This window comes from Flavobacterium sp. DW-iso2, from assembly GCF_058725285.1.
In genome coordinates, this window is record NZ_JBZXDY010000002.1 from 59,555 (window position 1) to 75,730 (window position 16,176).

General features: G+C 36.0%; 19 protein-coding genes and 1 riboswitch. Of the genes, 6 read left to right on the forward strand and 13 right to left on the reverse strand.

All coding sequences use genetic code 11. The annotated features are described in order from the left end of the window. Positions 1-32: 32 nt before the first annotated feature. Positions 33-452: a Rieske (2Fe-2S) protein gene (locus AC4PRO_RS01705; protein WP_492116063.1), complete on the reverse strand. Its 420-nt coding sequence runs from the start codon at positions 450-452 to the stop codon at positions 33-35. 163 nt (positions 453-615) lie between these two features. On the opposite strand from AC4PRO_RS01705, the gene greA reads away from it, so the two are divergent. The 3 genes from greA (at position 616) to AC4PRO_RS01720 (ending at position 2,876) form a co-directional block, all read left to right on the forward strand. Beyond that, complete coding sequence (greA, locus tag AC4PRO_RS01710; protein ID WP_074721898.1) at positions 616-1,092, forward strand: transcription elongation factor GreA; 477 nt, start codon at positions 616-618, stop codon at positions 1,090-1,092. 134 nt (positions 1,093-1,226) lie between these two features. Beyond that, the gene (locus AC4PRO_RS01715) at positions 1,227-1,616 is read left to right on the forward strand and encodes an HIT family protein (protein WP_074721896.1); all 390 of its coding nucleotides are present in this window, start codon (positions 1,227-1,229) and stop codon (positions 1,614-1,616) included. 96 nt (positions 1,617-1,712) lie between these two features. Beyond that, positions 1,713-2,876, forward strand: coding sequence for a transglutaminase domain-containing protein (locus AC4PRO_RS01720; protein WP_492116064.1), 1,164 nt, complete (start codon positions 1,713-1,715; stop codon positions 2,874-2,876). On the opposite strand, the gene AC4PRO_RS01725 is transcribed toward AC4PRO_RS01720, so the two are convergent. Next, positions 2,868-4,022 carry a sensor histidine kinase gene (locus AC4PRO_RS01725; RefSeq protein WP_492116065.1) on the reverse strand — a complete coding sequence of 385 codons (1,155 nt, stop codon included), beginning with the start codon at positions 4,020-4,022 and terminating at the stop codon, positions 2,868-2,870. The genes AC4PRO_RS01720 and AC4PRO_RS01725 overlap by 9 nt on opposite strands. Positions 4,023-4,208: 186 nt before the next feature. On the opposite strand from AC4PRO_RS01725, the gene AC4PRO_RS01730 reads away from it, so the two are divergent. Continuing rightward, the gene (locus AC4PRO_RS01730; protein WP_492116066.1) at positions 4,209-5,090 is read left to right on the forward strand and encodes a flavin reductase family protein; all 882 of its coding nucleotides are present in this window, start codon (positions 4,209-4,211) and stop codon (positions 5,088-5,090) included. 21 nt (positions 5,091-5,111) lie between these two features. Continuing rightward, a complete protein-coding gene (locus tag AC4PRO_RS01735) occupies positions 5,112-5,483 on the forward strand; it encodes a DUF3127 domain-containing protein (RefSeq protein WP_074721889.1) in 372 nt (123 codons plus the stop codon). 59 nt (positions 5,484-5,542) lie between these two features. Here the strand turns inward: AC4PRO_RS01735 and AC4PRO_RS01740 are convergent, their stop codons facing one another. Continuing rightward, positions 5,543-6,274, reverse strand: coding sequence for a phosphatase PAP2 family protein (locus AC4PRO_RS01740; protein WP_492116067.1), 732 nt, complete (start codon positions 6,272-6,274; stop codon positions 5,543-5,545). A gap of 68 nt (positions 6,275-6,342) precedes the next feature. Between AC4PRO_RS01740 and aat the strand changes: the two genes are divergently transcribed. Next, the gene (gene aat / locus AC4PRO_RS01745) at positions 6,343-6,987 is read left to right on the forward strand and encodes a leucyl/phenylalanyl-tRNA--protein transferase (protein WP_492116068.1); all 645 of its coding nucleotides are present in this window, start codon (positions 6,343-6,345) and stop codon (positions 6,985-6,987) included. A gap of 240 nt (positions 6,988-7,227) precedes the next feature. Here the strand turns inward: aat and AC4PRO_RS01750 are convergent, their stop codons facing one another. The 10 genes from AC4PRO_RS01750 to tsf form a co-directional block, all read right to left on the reverse strand. After that, on the reverse strand, positions 7,228-7,938 hold the full coding sequence (locus tag AC4PRO_RS01750) for a HesA/MoeB/ThiF family protein (protein ID WP_492116069.1): 711 nt from the start codon (positions 7,936-7,938) through the stop codon (positions 7,228-7,230). A 154-nt stretch (positions 7,939-8,092) separates the two neighbouring features. Beyond that, the gene (gene thiH, locus AC4PRO_RS01755; protein WP_492116070.1) at positions 8,093-9,205 is read right to left on the reverse strand and encodes a 2-iminoacetate synthase ThiH; all 1,113 of its coding nucleotides are present in this window, start codon (positions 9,203-9,205) and stop codon (positions 8,093-8,095) included. 202 nt (positions 9,206-9,407) lie between these two features. Next, complete coding sequence (locus tag AC4PRO_RS01760) at positions 9,408-10,184, reverse strand: thiazole synthase (protein WP_492116071.1); 777 nt, start codon at positions 10,182-10,184, stop codon at positions 9,408-9,410. Beyond that, positions 10,165-10,803, reverse strand: coding sequence for a thiamine phosphate synthase (locus tag AC4PRO_RS01765; RefSeq protein WP_492116072.1), 639 nt, complete (start codon positions 10,801-10,803; stop codon positions 10,165-10,167). The genes AC4PRO_RS01760 and AC4PRO_RS01765 overlap by 20 nt, the downstream gene beginning before the upstream one ends. Next, positions 10,796-11,551 (reverse strand): hydroxymethylpyrimidine/phosphomethylpyrimidine kinase, encoded by a 756-nt coding sequence (locus tag AC4PRO_RS01770; RefSeq protein ID WP_492116073.1) that lies wholly within the window; start codon positions 11,549-11,551, stop codon positions 10,796-10,798. Before AC4PRO_RS01770 ends, AC4PRO_RS01765 begins: the two co-directional genes overlap by 8 nt. Further along, positions 11,524-12,117 carry a thiamine phosphate synthase gene (locus AC4PRO_RS01775; protein WP_492116074.1) on the reverse strand — a complete coding sequence of 198 codons (594 nt, stop codon included), beginning with the start codon at positions 12,115-12,117 and terminating at the stop codon, positions 11,524-11,526. The genes AC4PRO_RS01770 and AC4PRO_RS01775 overlap by 28 nt, the downstream gene beginning before the upstream one ends. A gap of 49 nt (positions 12,118-12,166) precedes the next feature. Further along, entirely contained in the window at positions 12,167-13,990 is a 1,824-nt protein-coding gene (gene thiC, locus AC4PRO_RS01780; protein WP_492116075.1) for a phosphomethylpyrimidine synthase ThiC, read from the reverse strand. 223 nt (positions 13,991-14,213) lie between these two features. After that, on the reverse strand, positions 14,214-14,420 hold the full coding sequence (thiS, locus tag AC4PRO_RS01785) for a sulfur carrier protein ThiS (protein ID WP_074721869.1): 207 nt from the start codon (positions 14,418-14,420) through the stop codon (positions 14,214-14,216). A gap of 65 nt (positions 14,421-14,485) precedes the next feature. After that, positions 14,486-14,582: riboswitch (TPP riboswitch) on the reverse strand. A 114-nt stretch (positions 14,583-14,696) separates the two neighbouring features. Continuing rightward, a complete protein-coding gene (locus AC4PRO_RS01790; RefSeq protein ID WP_074721867.1) occupies positions 14,697-15,257 on the reverse strand; it encodes a DNA-3-methyladenine glycosylase I in 561 nt (186 codons plus the stop codon). Positions 15,258-15,344: 87 nt separating this feature from the next. Continuing rightward, positions 15,345-16,169, reverse strand: a complete 825-nt coding sequence (gene tsf, locus AC4PRO_RS01795) for a translation elongation factor Ts (RefSeq protein ID WP_074721865.1) — start codon at positions 16,167-16,169, stop codon at positions 15,345-15,347. Between the last annotated feature and the right edge of the window lie 7 nt (positions 16,170-16,176).

Here is a 16,176-nt window from a genome sequence, read left to right on the forward strand (position 1 = left end):
CTGAAAACATTCGCTTTCAGGCTTTTTTAGTTTTAATTATACACTCTCAACGAAGTTCCGTTAACTTCCACCCGATATTGTTTTAAAGGATATTGTAGTCCAGTTTGACTTAAACCGCTAAACAAGCTATATTCAGCATCATCACAAGGACAAACTATATTTATTCCTTTTAAAGTCATAGTAGAACAAGAACTTAAAGCTTGATTTGGACAAGCGGCGTCGAATGCATTATAGCCACTTCCAGTATTGAAAATATAGATGCCTTTGACTCCCACGCCAGAATAAAAAACAGCATTACTTACGAATTTTAGGTTCGAATAGGCAGGCAAATTCATGTTGATATCTATAGTAAATGTATAGTTAGGTAGATAAGGGTTATTATTGCGAGAACCATTGTCGCTACAGTTTAAAAAAAGAGGCAATAGTACGAGTAGAAAAAGGTGTTTTTTCATTATTTAAAATAAATTAAAAGTATTAGCGAAACAAATTTAATTTATTTAACTTTGAATTAAATATGATTAACATATAATTATAGACTTAAAAAAATAAAAGTATCTTTGAGAAAAGAAATCCCGTCCTGATGGGATTTTTTCTATTTACATAAACGATGAAACTATGAGCGCAATATCTTATTACACGGCAGAAGGATTAAAAAAATTAAGAGAGGAATTAGATTATTTAAAAAGCGTGATGCGTCCAAAAGCATCTGCAGATATAGCTGAAGCGAGAGATAAAGGAGATTTGTCTGAAAATGCAGAGTACGATGCCGCAAAAGAAGCGCAAGGAATGCTGGAGATGAGAATTGCTAAGCTAGAGGAAGTACATTCTAATGCGCGACTGATTGATGAAACTCATCTTGATGTTTCTAAGGTGTTGGTTTTATCTAACGTAAAAATCAAAAACCAATCTAACGGAATGGAATTGAAATATCGACTTGTTGCTGAAAGTGAAGCCGATTTAAAAAGCGGAAAAATATCAGTTACTTCTCCTATTGGAAAAGGATTACTTGGTAAAAAAGTAGGTGATGTTGCCGAAATTACAGTGCCAAATGGAGTGCTGAAATTTGAAATTATGGAGATTTCGCGCGACTAAGGGAGTATTCAGTTTTGAGTATTCAGTCGCAGTTTACAGTTATAAATTAATTATAATATTCACAATCTACTTCCAGATTGACTCCCCTTCATTCATAGGGGGACTGGGGGAGGATTTAATAAAAGTCTTAAAAAATGAGTTCAATATTCACTAAAATCGTAAACGGAGAAATTCCTTGTTATAAAATAGCGGAAGACGAAAATTATTTGGCTTTTCTAGATGTTAATCCAAATGCAAAAGGGCATACACTTTGTATCCCGAAATTTGAAGTCGATAAGATTTTTGATATGGATGAAGCCCATTATTTGGGATTAATGCATTTTGCAAGAAAAGTAGCTATCGCATTAGAAAAAACAGTTCCTTGCAAAAGGGTAGGAATGGCAGTCGTAGGACTGGAAGTTCCTCATGCACATGTTCATTTGATTCCATTGAATGAGATGGATGAAATGCGTTTTCAAAATAAAGTATCTTTAACTAAGGAAGAATTTGAAGCTTTAGCAGAAAATATTAAAATCAACCTATAATTTTTTATAAATAAAATAAATTGGTATGGTTTTCGTTTAGAAAGGGAATAGGTGAAAACCTATTCCCTTTTAATTTATGGGCTTACATTATATAATATGAGAAATATTTTTATACTATTTTCTTTCTTTTTCTCTCTTCTAAGTTTCGGGCAAGTCACTACTGGATATGCTTTGATTGACGGTAAAATGGCTGCCGTTTCTGCTACTTCTGCGGAATCAATTGCTAAATACATCAATGCTAATTTCAAAACGGATACTGATAAAATACGGGCTATTTTTTATTGGACCGCATCTACGATAAGCTATGATGTGGCTAATATGTACGCAGTAAACTTCGATGAAACAGTTCAGGAAAAAATAACAAAGACTTTACAGACAAAAAAAGGGGTTTGTATTCATTATGCTACCGTTTTTAATGAACTTTCGAGTAAAGTTGGAATAGAATCCTATATAATTGAAGGGTATACAAAGCAAAACGGAAAAGTGGGGAACTTGGCTCATGCTTGGGCCGCTGCAAATATCGATGGTGTGTGGTATGTGTTTGACCCCACTTGGGGTGCTGGCTATGTTAATAATGGCAAATTTTATAAGAAATTGAATAATGCTTATTTTAAGGTAGAACCTGCTAAAATGATTGCCTCACATATTCCATTTGATTATTTATGGCAATTCTTAAATTACCCCATTACTAATGGTGAGTTTTATGAGGGTAAAATCCAAGTGAATAAATCCAAGAAATATTTTGACTTTGAAAAAGAAATCACCAAACAAAATGCTTTGTCAGAAATCAATCAGTTGTTTGAATCAGCTGCGCGAATAGAAAAAAATGGTATAAAAAACGCTATGATTCTAGAACGTTACGAAGGCAAAAAGAAAGAGTTGGCCTCTGTGCGACAAAATACAAATATTGAAAAATTGAATTCCATTGTGATCGAATTGAATGAAGCGGTTGTCCTACTGAATGATTTTATTTATTACAGAAACAATAAGTTTAAACCCACTTTTTCAGATGAAGAGATTAATAAAATGATTCAAACTCCAAGAGAAAAGCTTGCCAAATGTCAAAACAATATTTACAGCATTGGTTCAGTAGGGACTGAAAACGGATCAAATGTAGCTTCGATTAAAAAATCAATTGAGACAGCTTTGGCGCAAGCCGACGAGCATGCTTTGTTTGTTGAAAACTATTTAAGTAAATCTAAAATAGTTAGAAAAACCATGTTCTCGAAAGTGTCTTGGTTCGGAGTTCCGTTAAACTAGATTGCTTTTTTTAAAAGTGATTTGCATAGTAGTTCCTTTCCCTATTTCAGAACGAGACACTTTAATCGATCCTTTGTGGTATTCTTCTACAATCCTTTTTGTTAGAGATAAACCTAATCCCCATCCTCTTTTTTTGGTAGTAAAGCCTGGCTCAAAGACCCTTTTAAATTGGCTTTTCTGAATTCCACTTCCGCTATCAGTCACACTTATTTTTACGGAATCGTGGTCTTGTTCTATTTTTAAAGCCAGTTTGCCTCTTCCTTTCATGGCATCAATAGCATTCTTAACCAGATTTTCAATCGTCCAGCTGTGTAAGGTTGCGTTAAGCATGATAAAAATGGGCGATTTCGGACTTTCAAAAGTAAATTCTATTTGTTTCGAAAATCGAGATTGAAGATAGTTATAGGATTGAAAGGTCTCCTCAACAATGTCCTTCTTTTCTAAGATGGGTTCCGAGCCAATTTTTGAGAAACGATCTGTAATGGTCTGTAAGCGTTCAATGTCTTTTTCAATTTCCATCGTTGTTGATTCATCAACATTTTCAGATTTCAAGATTTCGACCCATCCTATTAAAGAAGAAAGTGGTGTGCCTATTTGGTGTGCTGTTTCTTTTGCCATTCCCGCCCAAAGTTTGTTTTGAGTTGCTATTTTCGTGCTTCGATAAAAATAATAGACTAAGGCAGAAAATAAAACAATTATGAGTAATAAGGCAATGGGATAATATTTTAATTTATTCAACAATGCCGAATTACCATAATATAATTTTTGAAATTTTCCGGGATCATATTCAATTACGATAGGGGTATTTTCATTTTTTAAATTTGATAAAAATGCGTTAGCTCTGGTATTGTCTTTTACAATTGCATCATCGATATTCACGGTATTGATGATGCTGTCATTCTCAGTAAGGATAATAGGTATTGACGTATTGTTACTGAAGATTTGAAGCGGGAGCTCAACATCAGTATTTTGTCCAGCGTTAATAAGTGTTTTTTGAGCTTTTGCCCAAAGATTCATCTTTAAACGTTCTTCATTTTTGAATATTTGAAAAAAGGTATAGGTGTTCCATAGAATCATTGAAATTATCAAAAATGAAACAAAAATAATAATCCAACGTGTTGTATTTCTTCTTTCGGAAAACTGCATAAACGAGATTTTGAGGTATAAATATAACGAAATATAAACACTATTATTTTAGTTCTTAATACAAAGGAAAAATATTATTTTGCTGGATTTTTTTTTGCGATTAAATAAGCAGGCGCTCTCTTTTTAAACTTAAACCATTTACTTACTTTTGTAAATCGAGGAACTAAATAAGCGAAAACAAATAGTATGATTAGTATTGATCCAAAAAGTATAGAAACAGCTAAGTTACAAGGATATCTTCAAGGTTCTGTAGGGCCAAGACCCATTGCTTTTGCAAGTACCATAGATAAAAATGGAAATCCAAATGTATCTCCTTTCAGCTTTTTTAACGTTTTTAGCGCGAATCCGCCTATTCTTGTTTTCTCTCCTGCAAGACGCGTTCGCGATAATTCGATTAAGCACACTTTAATTAATTGTGAAGCAACGGGAGAAGTGGTTATTAATGTCGTGAATTTTGACATGGTACAGCAAACGTCTCTTGCAAGCACAGAATATGCTGATGGCGTAAATGAGTTTTTAAAATCAGGGTTAACGCAGGTTCCGTCTGATATCGTAAAGCCATTCCGAGTGAAAGAGTCGCCGGTACAATTTGAATGTAAAGTGAGTCAGATAATTCCATTAGGAAGTGAAGGCGGAGCTGGAAATTTAATCCTTTGTGAAGTAGTACGAATTCATATTAACGAAGCCGTTTTAGACGCAAATGGAGCGATTGATCAGTATAAAATTGATTTGGTTTCCAGATTGGGTGGGAATTGGTATTCACGATCAAATCAAGGTTTGTTTGAAGTGACTAAGCCTCTGTCAACGCTGGGAATCGGAGTAGATGTTATTCCGTCTTACGTTAAGGAAAGTCACATTTTTGATGGAAATGATTTAGGTAAATTAGGAAACATAGAAGCCTTGCCTACCCCAGAAGAAGTTAGTATATTTGTAAAACAGAATTTTTCTGTGAAAGGAGTTTTAAGTGCTGATGATCAGGATAAGCTACATTTAGAGGCTAAAAAATATCTAGATGAAGACGATGTTCTTACTGCATGGAAAGTGCTTCTGGCCAAAAAAGAAGAGTAAATAACAATTAAAATAACGAAGATGGAAGTTACAGGAAAAATTAAAGTTGTTAATCCAGAACAACAAATTAGTGCCGCATTTAAAAAGAGAGAATTAGTTGTTACAACAGAAGAACAATATCCTCAACATATTATGATAGAGTTTACTCAAGACAAATGTGACTTGTTAAACAATTATACAGTTGGTGAGCCAGTAAAGGTTTCTATCAATTTAAGAGGTAGAGAATGGGTTAATCCACAAGGAGAAACTAAATATTTCAATAGCATCCAAGGATGGAGAATTGAGAAAGCAGGAGTGGAGCCTCAAGCGCCATCTGCGCCTATGCCATCAGCTCAAACTTTTGCTCCGGCATCAAACTTAAACGAAGACGAACCAGATGATTTGCCTTTTTAATTTATAGTACAATATAGAAAAAGCCTTGATTTATCAGGGCTTTTTTGTTTTAAAAAAATTTAAAAATTGGGTTTTATAAGAATTCCTAAACCATTAGTTCTTCCAAATTGGGGATATACAAACGCTGAGGTACTTTTCTTTCTGCCAAATTTAATTGCCTGGAAAGGATTGTAATTAGAGACTATAATTCCGGAAAGTAATCCAATTCCAGCTCCTGCTAATACATCAGATGAATAATGCCTGTTATTTGCAACTCGTAAGATGCCGGTAGTTGTTGCAAATATAAAACCACTACTAGCATACCAAAAATTCGAATCTTTATATTCTTGAAATAGCAACGCTGCATTGGTAAAGGCTATGGCAGTATGACCCGAAGGAAAGCTAAGATTGTTTGAGGCATCCGGTCTTTCTTCTTTTACTAGGTTTTTAGTGATTTGTACAACGGCTAATGTTAAAGAATTAGCAATAACAATATCTATTGTTTGATGTAAAACTGTATTTTTAGGTTGGAACCCAATGTATCTTCCAGCGTATATTTGAGCTACTGGTACTAAAGGCGTGAAGTTGTCTATTTTAGAATTAAACCCAATTCCAAAAAAAGCATTTGATTTTTCTTGGATGCTATTATTTTGACTAGAATTTAATAGGAATATACCACCGATCAACACAGCTGCAGGCACAATAAAGTTCTTGTAAGATAGTTTTTTATGGATTGCTAAACTATCAATTTTTTGACCGTACATTTGTGAGACAAACAATACCAAAAGGAATAGCGTTGATAATTTTTTCATTTTTAAAATAGTCAAATAAATAAGTTGTTTCAAATTTAGTAGTTAGTTTTATATTTAAGTTTAAAATCATGTTTTATTTATCTCAAGAATTATTTTTCCCTCTAGTTTCTGAAACTAAGTCACATGGCATTGTTGCACTTGGTGGGGACTTGTCTCCAGATCGTTTACAATTAGCTTATAAAAGCGGCATCTTTCCTTGGTTTGAAGATGGAGAACCCATTACTTGGTGGTCGCCTAATCCGCGCATGGTTTTGTTCCTTGATGAATTAGTAGTTTCTAAAAGTATGCGAAATATTTTGAACCGAAATATTTTTACAGTTACGTTCAATCAAAATTTTAGAGATGTAATAGCTAATTGTCAGCAAATAAAACGCGATGGGCAAAATGGAACTTGGATTACTAGTGATATGGTTGAGGCCTATTGTAAACTAAATGAATTAGGTATTGCAAAGTCAATCGAAGTTTGGCAAAATGATGAATTAGTAGGTGGATTATACGGGATTGACTTAGGGCATATTTTCTGCGGCGAAAGTATGTTTTCTAAAGTTTCGAATGCTTCTAAAGTGGCTTTTATTACCTTAGTAAAATACTTGCAGCAAAATGATTACAAACTGTTAGATTGCCAAGTCTATAACCCACATCTAGAAAGTTTAGGATGCCGCGAAATTGATAGAATCGATTTTATGGAATTATTGAAAATGGACCAATTATGAAAAGTACTCATATTGTAAAGGAATTGTTTGTTTATCCAATAAAAAGTCTTACTGGAATAAGCATCCAAAGTGCAAAAGCGTAAGAAATAGGTTTTGAATACGACCGATGATGGATGCTCATTGACGAAGAAAATCAGTGCACAACGCAACGTATAGAACGGTAAATAATTCCATTTTATTTGGTGTAAATATTGTTTGTCAAAATTCAGGAATATTAACTGTTGGAGATATTTTAGAGTTTTAGAAATTCAGTTTAGCAAAACTCCAATCTAAAGTTTTAAATAAAACCAGTTCATTCCTCAAACTTGGCAACCCAATAATCAATTTCAAAGTTTCATGTGCCATCATCGTGCCAATCATTCCTGGTAAAGTCCCTAGGACTCCATTAAAACTACAATTCGGCACATCTTTAGGATTAGGTAGTTCAGGGAATAGATCGCGTAAATTTTTACTTCCTTGATGGTTAAAAATAGCAAGCTGACCTTCGAAACCTAAAATACTTCCATACACCAATGTTTTGCCCAAAGCCACACAAGTATCATTAACTAAATATCGAGTGCTAAAATTATCCGAGCCATCGACCACAATATCAAATTCATCGATAATTCTAGAAGCATTTTCAACGGTTAGTTTTTCCTCAAATGCCTGGACTTCTATCAGCGGATTCAGTTTTTCAACTGTAGCTCTTGCAGTAGTAGCCTTTGGCAATCCTACTTGGTCTTCGGTATATAAAATTTGTCGGTGTAAGTTGTGAATTTCGATTATATCAAAGTCAACAATTCCAATAGTCCCCACGCCAGCCGTGGCAATATATTGCAAAACAGGACAACCCAAACCACCAGCACCAATTAAGAGAACCTTCGCTTTTTTTAATTTTACTTGTCCCTCATCACCAATCTCGGGTAAAATAACTTGTCTGTTGTAACGTAAAAAATCTTGTATAACGCTCATATTTAGGTCTTAGTAAATAGTTGGTTAGTCCTTAGTGAAAAAGTCCTTAAGTAGTTAGTGTGTTTTTTAGTTTTCTTATCGCGGTGTTATTGAATCATATGTCACTTCGACCGCTGTCACCAAAAATCTGCAATCAAAAATCTGCAATCAAAAATCATTTGTAGCTTCTGTCCCAATCCTTCCAAACCGGTTCGTAGCCTCTCAACGTAATAATATTCGCAATCTCCGCGACTGATCGCTCATCGCTAATTTCAAATTGTTCCAGTGATTGTGGATCGACCACATAACCGCCGGGATTCGTTTTTGAACCCGCGCTCATACTTGTCGTTCCAATAGGAATAATGTTGTTTCTAAACTTCTCGTTTTCCCGAGTCGAAATCGAAATCTCCAAATCTTCGTTCCATAAACGATAAGCGCAAATCAGTTGGGTTAAATCTTTATCATCCATAATGAAGTTGGGAGGAACCGTTCCTTCAGCAGGACGTAATCTGGGGAAGGAAACCGAGTATTTTGTTTGCCAATAGGTTTTTTGTAAATAATCTAGATGCAAGGCATTAAAATAACTATCCGTGCGCCAGTCTTCTAATCCAAGTAAAACACCCAATCCTATTTTATGAATTCCTGCTTTTCCAATACGATCTGGAGTATCTAAGCGGAAATCAAAATTGGATTTCTTTCCCTTGGTATGGTACTTTTTATAGACTTCTTGATGATAAGTTTCTTGATACACTAAAACCGAATAAACGCCAGCTTCATGCAAACGTTCGTATTCTTCTTGTGATAGGGGTTGGACCTCAACGGATATAGTCGAAAAATCATTTTTTATTACTTCGATTGCATTTAGAAAATAATTGATATTTACGGTATAATTAGCTTCTCCAGCGACTAATAAAACATGATCAAATCCAAGCGTTTTTAGTACTTCCACCTCTTGTTTAATCTCTGAATCCATCAAAGTCTTGCGTTTGATTTTGTTATCCAAACTAAAACCGCAATAGGTGCAAATATTCTGACATTCATTACTTAAATACAAAGGCGCATACATTTGGATGGTTTTTCCAAAACGCTTCTTAGTCAGTTCATGGCATTCTTGCGCCATTTGTTCTAAATAGGGTTGTGCGGCAGGAGAAATCAACACTAAAAAATCATCTAGATTTCTTGTGGATTTAGCCAATACTTGCTCAACTTGCTTTGAAGTACTAGCGTAAATTTTGGATTGGATTGCATCCCAATTGTATTGTTCAAAAGTAGATTTGAATGTTTTCATAAGCTTAAACGCAAAGTGCGCTAGGTTTTTTTTCGGAAGATTTGCAAAGCATGGCCCGCTTAGCGTTCTTTCCTTGTGAAATTTGTGGTTGAATTTGATAACCTTAAACGCAAAGTGTGCAAGGTTATCGAGCAGTTAATAATGTTTTTTCAACAATTTTTATTGATAAAATCTCCCCTCCTTCGCAGGGATTGGGGGAGGATTACTCGTACAAAAATGCCGTCAACGGACTCGATGCCACTGCTTGTTTGTATTGTTGTCCCAGTTTCGCTTCATACGCTTTTCGTCCCGCAATAACCGCTTCCTTAAAAGCTTCTGCCATTAATATTGGTTTTCCAGCTACAGCAATCGCTGTGTTTACTAATACTGCATCTGCTCCTAGTTCCATTGCTTTTGCGGCATCTGAAGGAGCTCCAATTCCCGCATCGATGATTACAGGAACTTTAGATTGTTCGATAATAATCTCAAGAAAATCAATTGTTTTTAATCCTTTATTACTCCCTATTGGCGAACCCAAAGGCATTACCGCAGCGGTTCCTACATCTTCCAAGCGCTTGCATAAAACGGGATCAGCATGAATGTAGGGCAAAACAATAAATCCAAGTTTAGCCAATTCTTCGGTCGCTCTCAAAGTTTCAATTGCGTCTGGCATTAAGTATCTTGGATCCGGATGTATTTCGAGTTTTAACCAATTGGTTTCTAGAGCTTCTCTAGCGAGTTGCGCCGCAAAAATGGCTTCTTTCGCATTTCGTGCTCCTGAAGTATTGGGTAATAAATTGATATTCGGATGCTGTAAATGAGATAAAACAGCATCAGTGTCTGTTTCTAAATCGATGCGTTTTAACGCGACGGTCACTAATTCACTTCCTGAGGCTAAAATTGCCTCTTCCATTTGCTGATTAGAACCAAATTTCCCTGTTCCTAAAAACAAACGAGAACGCAATATCTTATCGCCTATTTTAAACAATGATGCTTCCATGTAAGTCGTTTTTTAGTTGTTTGATTATTTTTTTCTTGTTCGTTGCTTGAGTGATTAAACCTGAAACGGCAATACCATAAATTCCAGTTTGCAGTAGCGGTTCGATATCGTCTAATGTGATTCCGCCTATTGCATAAACGGGTGTTGTGAGTTCGTTTTCTTGCATTTTTCCCATGATGGTGCGGTAGCCTTCAAGACCTAATATTGGACTCAGATTCTGCTTGGTTGTCGTGAATTTAAATGGTCCGAGACCAATATAATCACAGCCATTTTGAATGTGATTTTGAATATCTTCGAAAGTATTTGCAGTCGCTCCAATAATTTTTGTGTCTCCTAGAATGCTACGCGCTTCACTAATTGACATATCGTCTAGACCAAGATGAACACCATCTGCAGCGATTTGCTGTGCGAGATAGACGTTGTCATTTATAATGAAATTAGCTAAATACTCTTCGCATAAAGTTTTTACGGCTTCCGCCAAAGTAAATGCGTTATCTGAAAAGTGATTTTTAAACCGAATTTGAATCCATTTACATCCGTTGTCTAAAGCTTGATGAATATTATTCAATTGCTCGTCAACGGTATTTCCTTGAGAAATGTATTGTAATTTGTTAAACATAATGATACCCTAGTTTTGTGTGGTTAGATAGTAAGTAGTTTTCAATATAAATTTTAGCGTTTTTGCAAGCAGTAACTATATTTTGTCCTTTGGCAAGATTAGCCGTAATAGCAGATGATAATACGCAACCAGAACCGTGCTTTTCATATACTTCGCTGTGATGCGGTTCTAGTCTAAAAAAGCGATCTTTAGTGTACAAATAATCTACTCCCGGTTCACTGGGGTTGTGGCCGCCTTTTAGTAAAACAGTGCAATGTTCTGATAGCATTTCGGCTATAGACTCGGGATCTATTTCCTCTTTTGATAGTTTTAGAATCTCATCGTAATTGGGCGTAATTACATCTATCTCTTTTAAAATAATTTTTAAAGACTCGTGGTTTTTAATTTCCAGAAAATCAAATGTGGTCGAAGATTTTACAACGGTATCCCATATAATTTGAGTTGCTGGAGAGCGTTGTTTAATTAATGTGACAATGGTTCCCAAATAAAATAGCGAAGGAACTATCCCAATCTTGACAGCCTTAATTTTATAAGAATCAAAAAGCTTTTCTATCGAACGCATGGTGAATTCTAATGAAGTCCACTCTATTTCAAAAAACTCATTTTCAGTCTGGATCGTATTTGCCGAGTTGATAGCAAGACCATATACCTGATGTTGTTCGAATGTTTTGCAATCAGCCAAGAATCCTGCGCTTCCCGAAGGGTCAAAACCGGCAATACTTAATACAAAAGGGCGATTTTCTGGCATAATTTAAAATTTTGTATAGGTTGATTAGTATTCCAAATACTTCCTAATAGTGCAACAGAATCAAATCCGAGCTGAAAGGTTTTTTCAATGTTTTGAGCTGATATTCCACCCAAAGCCACTAGTTTAGTTTTATAATTGGTACGTTCGGTAATGGCTTTTCGTACATTCAAATCAGATGTGTAATCGGGTTTAGAAATACTTTGATAAATCGGACTCAAAAAAGCGTATTCAAAAGAACAGTCTAGTTTGTTAAAATCAGCTATAGCATGAGTTGAAGTCGATTTGATAAAATGTTTCTGCTTGTTTTTCGTTTCCAAGCTCCAATTTGTCCTAGCGTTTTCAGTAAAATGAATTCGGTTGACACCAAAGAGGATTGCGAGTTGATGGTGCTGATGCAAAACCAATCGTGATCGATAATCGAGTCCAATTTTCGATAAAAACACTTTCATTTCTTCTTCTGAAAAATGGGGTTTACGCACATGAAGCAACTCCAATCCACACTCAAAAAGAGCGTGAATGGTGTTGGTTTCATTTGCTATAGCGATTGGATTTGTGATTACAATCATTTGTATTTTATAAGTCAAATTAGGGTTCTCTTTTCGGGGACTAGGGGGATTAACTATAAATCTCTTTTCCTTGTTCAATAAACTCTTCTGATTTTTCTTTCATGCCTTTTTCAGCTTCGGCGACATCACGAATTTCTTGTGATATTTTCATCGAACAGAATTTAGGCCCACACATAGAGCAAAAATGAGCCACTTTTGCCCCTTCAGCCGGAAGTGTTTCATCGTGAAATTCTCTAGCGGTATCTGGATCTAATGATAAATTAAATTGATCATTCCAGCGGAATTCAAATCGCGCTTTACTCAAGGCATTGTCACGGTATTGAGAACCCGGATGTCCTTTGGCTAAATCGGCAGCATGGGCAGCAATTTTATAAGTGATGACACCGTCTTTTACATCTTTTTTGTTGGGTAAGCCAAGATGTTCTTTTGGAGTTACATAGCATAGCATCGCACAACCGTACCAACCAATCATGGCAGCACCAATAGCTGAGGTGATGTGATCGTAACCCGGTGCAATATCAGTCGTTAACGGACCAAGGGTGTAAAAAGGTGCTTCGTTGCAATGTTCTAATTGTTTCTCCATATTTTCCTTTATCATGTGCATCGGTACATGACCTGGACCTTCTATGAATACTTGTACGTCGTGCTTCCAAGCAATTTTTGCTAGTTCTCCTAAAGTTTCTAGTTCAGCGAACTGTGCGGCATCATTAGCATCAGCAATAGAACCCGGACGCAAACCATCTCCAAGGGAAAAAGCCACGTCGTATTGTTTCATGATTTCGCAAATGTCTTCGAAGTGCGTATATAAGAAGTTTTCTTTGTGATGAAACAAACACCATTTGGCCATGATTGAACCCCCACGAGATACGATTCCAGTAACACGTTCCGCAGTTAAATGGATGTAACGCAATAGAACTCCAGCGTGAATGGTGAAATAAGAAACTCCTTGTTCTGCTTGTTCTATTAAAGTATCGCGAAAAACTTCCCAGGTTAGATCCTCGGCTATTCCGTTTACTTTTTCTAAAGCTTGGTAGATAGGTACTGTTCCAATAGGTACTGGCGAGTTACGGATAATCCATTCTCTTGTTTCGTGAATGTTTTTTCCTGTTGATAAATCCATAATCGTGTCGGCTCCCCAACGGCAAGCCCAAACTGATTTTTCTACTTCTTCTTCAATTGTCGAGGTAACGACACTGTTCCCGATATTGGCATTTATTTTTACTAGAAAGTTACGTCCTACGATCATTGGTTCGCTTTCGGGATGGTTGATGTTGTTTGGGATTATAGCGCGACCAATGGCTACTTCAGAGCGCACAAATTCTGGCGTGATTTTGCTTTTTGGTGTGTTGGCTCCCCAGCTGTGCCCTGAATGTTGAAATTGCATGGCTTTGGTTTGGGTGTCTAATTGCTCAATGCGTTGGTTTTCACGAATCGCAATATATTCCATTTCAGGAGTGATGATGCCTTGTTTTGCGTAGAATAATTGCGAAACATTAACTCCTTTTTTGGCGCGCATTGGTTTGTGTAAATATTCAAATCGCAATTCGTCTAATTTTTTGTTATTTAGGCGTTCTTTTCCGTAATCAGAACTGATTTCTGTTAGTTCTTCTACATCATTACGGTCCAGTATCCATTGCTCTCGGATGCGTGGCAATCCTTTTCGAATGTCGATTTGGATATCAGAATCTGTAAATGGACCAGATGTATCGTAGATGGTTACTGGCGGGTTTTTCTCTATTTGTCCATTAGACATTTTGGTGTCGGCAAGTGAGATTTCGCGCATCGCTACTTTTATCGGGTGGATTGTGCCATCGATATAGACTTTTTTAGAATTGGGGAATGGGATTCTAGATATTTTTTCTTCGTTTGTCATTTTGGTAAGTCTTAAGGTTATAAAGCTTCTTTGTATTTGAATCTGGTATTGCCATGGAAATCGCCATTTTTTTTCTGCTAGGGATAGCAATGGAAAGCCCGTAAAGTGATGTGCTGTTTAAAACAAGGAGTAAGAAAGCGACCGTAGGAAGCTCTTGTTGCGACTGTGTTTTTACGGCGTATAGCTGCGGACTTGAAATGGATAGCCCGCGCGAGCAGCCTAATTAGCCTCCTTGGGTTGCAGAAATAATTAAAATTTCGTCAGATTGGGATAAGGGGTAGTCGTTCCAGTTGGATTTTGGAATAACGGTATTGTTGATTGCAACGGCAATGCCAGATTGTTTTTGGTGAAATTCAATATCGAGCAGCTCTTGAATGCTTACGGCATTTGCTTGAAATTGTTTGATTTGGTTGTTGATTTTTAGTTCCATTCCTGTTGAATTTAGTATATAGTTATACTTTAGGAATGGCTACAAAGTGCCCACAATGGGACCACGGAAGTCATCTTACTTTTCCCTACGCTAGTATGAACTAGATCAGGTTCAGAGGGTAATTCTCAGCCTACAATGTTGTAGACACCCCTAAAGTTGAAACAAATGTAGCGGTTTATTTGGTTTAAAGTTTAAGGTTTAAAGTTAAATTTTTGTTGTGTTATCGTTTTATTTGTGAAAAAGCCAAATTGAAGTAGTGGATTTTATCTTTTTAAATTAGGCTTTTTTCCAGCAATTTTCAACGTGGTCGTCGACCATTCCCGTTGCTTGCATGAGTGCATAAATAACAGTGGAGCCTACAAACTTAAAGCTTCTTTTTTTTAAATCTTTACTTATTACGTCAGAAAGTGGGGTAGTTGCAGGAACGTCTTTAAGTGTTTTTGGGTTGTTGATGATTGTTTTTCCATCTGTAAAATTCCAAATGTATTTAGAAAAACTGCCAAATTCTTCTTGGATTTTTATAAAAGCTTGCGCATTAGTAACAGCCGAATAGACTTTTAGTTTGTTGCGAATAATCCCAGCGTCTTGTAATAAATCGAGAATTTTATCATCGTTATATTGAGCGATTTTTTTATAATTGAATTGGTCAAAAGCTTTGCGGAAATTTTCTCTTTTGTTTAGAATGGTAATCCAACTCAGTCCAGCTTGAAAGGTCTCTAGAATTAAAAACTCAAATAAGGTAGCGTCATCATAAACTGGAGTTCCCCATTCTTGATCGTGGTATTCTTTGTAAAGTGCACTAGATTGACACCAGCCACATCTTGATTTAGTTTCCATAATTTAGAGTTTTGAAATTCAAATATAAAAGAAAAATCCCATTTCAAATTGCTTCGAAATGGGATTTGATATGAAATATAGAATAAATTATCCTAAAGCAGCTCTTTTGAAACCTGTAACGATAAGATCTTTATCTAAAGATTTTACGTAGTTAGCCACGCTCAATTTGTTGTCTTTAATATAATCTTGGTTTACCAAGGTATTGTCTTTAAAGAAACGAGCTAGTTTCCCTTTAGCGATATTGTCTAACATTGCTTCTGGCTTACCTTCTTGACGCAAAAGATCTTTTGCGATTTCGATTTCTTTTTCGATAATTGCAGCATCTACACCTTCTTCGTTTAACGCGATAGGAGACATAGCAGCGGCTTGCATAGCAACGTTTCTTGAAACTTCTTCAGCACCAGCAGGAGCAGCAGATAAAGCTACCAAAGTAGCGATCTTGTTACCAGAGTGGATGTAAGACCCTACAAATGCACCTTCTAATTTCTCGAAAGTTCTAATTTCTAATTTTTCACCGATAACTCCAGTTTGCTCGATCAATTTATCAGCAACAGTTATTCCGTTGAAATCTGAAGCTAAAAATGCTTCTTTAGTATCAAAGTTCAATGCTTGATTAGCCATTTCAGTAGCCATTTTTACAAAACTTTCATTCATACCTACGAAGTCAGTTTCACAGTTTAATGTGATAACAACACCAGCAGTTTTGTCAGCATTTACAACAGCAATTGCAGCACCTTCAGTAGATTCTCTATCTGAACGGTTTGCAGCTACTTTTTGTCCTTTTTTACGTAGGTTTTCGATTGCTAATTCAAAATCACCATCAGCTTCTACTAATGCTTTTTTACAATCCATCATTCCAGCACCTGTAGCTGTTCTTAATTTATTTACGTCTGCAGCAGTTATTGTTGCCATGTTGTAT

Coding starts and splice junctions, on each gene's coding strand:
- AC4PRO_RS01725 (WP_492116065.1), bottom strand. CDS start 4,022: ATGCAGTTTTCCGAAAGAAGAAATACAACACGTTGGATTATTATTTTT.
- AC4PRO_RS01740 (WP_492116067.1), bottom strand. CDS start 6,274: ATGAAAAAATTATCAACGCTATTCCTTTTGGTATTGTTTGTCTCACAA.
- aat (WP_492116068.1), top strand. CDS start 6,343: ATGTTTTATTTATCTCAAGAATTATTTTTCCCTCTAGTTTCTGAAACT.
- AC4PRO_RS01760 (WP_492116071.1), bottom strand. CDS start 10,184: ATGGAAGCATCATTGTTTAAAATAGGCGATAAGATATTGCGTTCTCGT.
- thiH (WP_492116070.1), bottom strand. CDS start 9,205: ATGAAAACATTCAAATCTACTTTTGAACAATACAATTGGGATGCAATC.
- AC4PRO_RS01770 (WP_492116073.1), bottom strand. CDS start 11,551: ATGCCAGAAAATCGCCCTTTTGTATTAAGTATTGCCGGTTTTGACCCT.
- AC4PRO_RS01705 (WP_492116063.1), bottom strand. CDS start 452: ATGAAAAAACACCTTTTTCTACTCGTACTATTGCCTCTTTTTTTAAAC.
- AC4PRO_RS01730 (WP_492116066.1), top strand. CDS start 4,209: ATGATTAGTATTGATCCAAAAAGTATAGAAACAGCTAAGTTACAAGGA.
- thiS (WP_074721869.1), bottom strand. CDS start 14,420: ATGGAACTAAAAATCAACAACCAAATCAAACAATTTCAAGCAAATGCC.
- AC4PRO_RS01715 (WP_074721896.1), top strand. CDS start 1,227: ATGAGTTCAATATTCACTAAAATCGTAAACGGAGAAATTCCTTGTTAT.
- AC4PRO_RS01765 (WP_492116072.1), bottom strand. CDS start 10,803: ATGTTTAACAAATTACAATACATTTCTCAAGGAAATACCGTTGACGAG.
- tsf (WP_074721865.1), bottom strand. CDS start 16,169: ATGGCAACAATAACTGCTGCAGACGTAAATAAATTAAGAACAGCTACA.
- AC4PRO_RS01720 (WP_492116064.1), top strand. CDS start 1,713: ATGAGAAATATTTTTATACTATTTTCTTTCTTTTTCTCTCTTCTAAGT.
- thiC (WP_492116075.1), bottom strand. CDS start 13,990: ATGACAAACGAAGAAAAAATATCTAGAATCCCATTCCCCAATTCTAAA.
- greA (WP_074721898.1), top strand. CDS start 616: ATGAGCGCAATATCTTATTACACGGCAGAAGGATTAAAAAAATTAAGA.
- AC4PRO_RS01735 (WP_074721889.1), top strand. CDS start 5,112: ATGGAAGTTACAGGAAAAATTAAAGTTGTTAATCCAGAACAACAAATT.
- AC4PRO_RS01790 (WP_074721867.1), bottom strand. CDS start 15,257: ATGGAAACTAAATCAAGATGTGGCTGGTGTCAATCTAGTGCACTTTAC.
- AC4PRO_RS01775 (WP_492116074.1), bottom strand. CDS start 12,117: ATGATTGTAATCACAAATCCAATCGCTATAGCAAATGAAACCAACACC.
- AC4PRO_RS01750 (WP_492116069.1), bottom strand. CDS start 7,938: ATGAGCGTTATACAAGATTTTTTACGTTACAACAGACAAGTTATTTTA.